Genomic DNA, 1,142 nt, shown 5'->3' with positions numbered 1-1,142 from the left:
GAGGGCGCCACTGCGGAGGAGGCGATCGAGGGCGCCCACGCGATGCTGCGCCGCGCCGGCTACCGCATCGAGCGGTACAACGACCCGCGCGGCCGCTGGTCGAGCGTCTCCGCTGAGCGCGGTTACCTCCGCGAGACCGGCAACCTGGTCTTCCACTCCGCCCTGGTCGGCATCCTCGTCGCCGTGGGTATCGGCGGCGGATTCGGCTACAGCGGGCAGCGCGTGCTGGTCGAGGGCGGTCAGGGGTTCGCGAACAACCTCGCGGCCTACGACTCGTTCAACCCGGGGCGCTTCTTCGACAGCAGCCAGCTCGACCCGTATCAGCTGAACCTCGACAGCCTGGCCGTCGAGTACGTGACCGAGCCGGGCGAGGCGTTCGGGCAGCCGATCGACTACACCGCGACCGTCACCACCACCCAGCGCGGAGGCAGCAGCGAAGAACGCACCGTCAAGGTCAACGAGCCGCTGGCGATCGGCGGCACGAATGTCTACCTCCTCGGCAACGGCTACGCCCCGACGATCACGGTGCGCGACCCCTCCGGCACGGCGATCTTCACCGACTCGGTGCCCTTCCTCCCGACCAACGCGAACCTCACCTCGGTCGGAGTGGTGAAGGTGACGGACGGCCTTGCTGAGCAGATCGGCATGACCGGCTTCTTTTACCCCACCCAGGACCAGCTCGCGACAGGGGCATCGACGTCCGTCTTCCCGGACCTTCAGTACCCCGTGCTCTCGCTCAACGTGTTCTCGGGCGACCTGGGATTGAACGGCGGAGTGCCGACCTCGGTCTACGAGCTCGCCGTCGACTCTCTGACTCGACTGACCGGCGGCGACACCGGAGTAGCACCATTGACGCTGAAGCCGGGCGAGACCGCGAACCTGCCCGACGGACTGGGCACCGTCACCTTCGAGAACGTCGGAGCCGACCCGGACGTCATCGGCACCGATAGCGTCCGCCGCTTCGCGTCCTTCGACATCCACCACGACGCCACCCAGGGCTGGGTGCTGCTCTTCGCGATTCTCGTCCTCGCCGGGCTTCTCACGTCACTATTCGTGCCGCGCCGACGAGTCTGGATCAAGGCCACCCCGGCCGAGGACGGCTCGCTGCGCCTCGAGTACGCCGGACTCGCCCGAGGCGAGGA

The 1,142-nt window shown here is 68.1% G+C and carries 1 protein-coding gene; it reads left to right on the top strand.

What is annotated here, in order from left to right:
- Positions 1–1,142, top strand: a 1,142-nt coding sequence (locus C5C44_RS16600; RefSeq protein WP_104336228.1) for a cytochrome c biogenesis protein ResB, incomplete at both ends; no start/stop codon positions are given.

The sequence above is a fragment of the Rathayibacter sp. AY1F6 genome (assembly GCF_002932035.1).
In the GTDB taxonomy this organism is placed as follows: domain Bacteria; phylum Actinomycetota; class Actinomycetes; order Actinomycetales; family Microbacteriaceae; genus Rathayibacter.
This window is presented reverse-complemented; position numbering and strand designations above follow the sequence as displayed.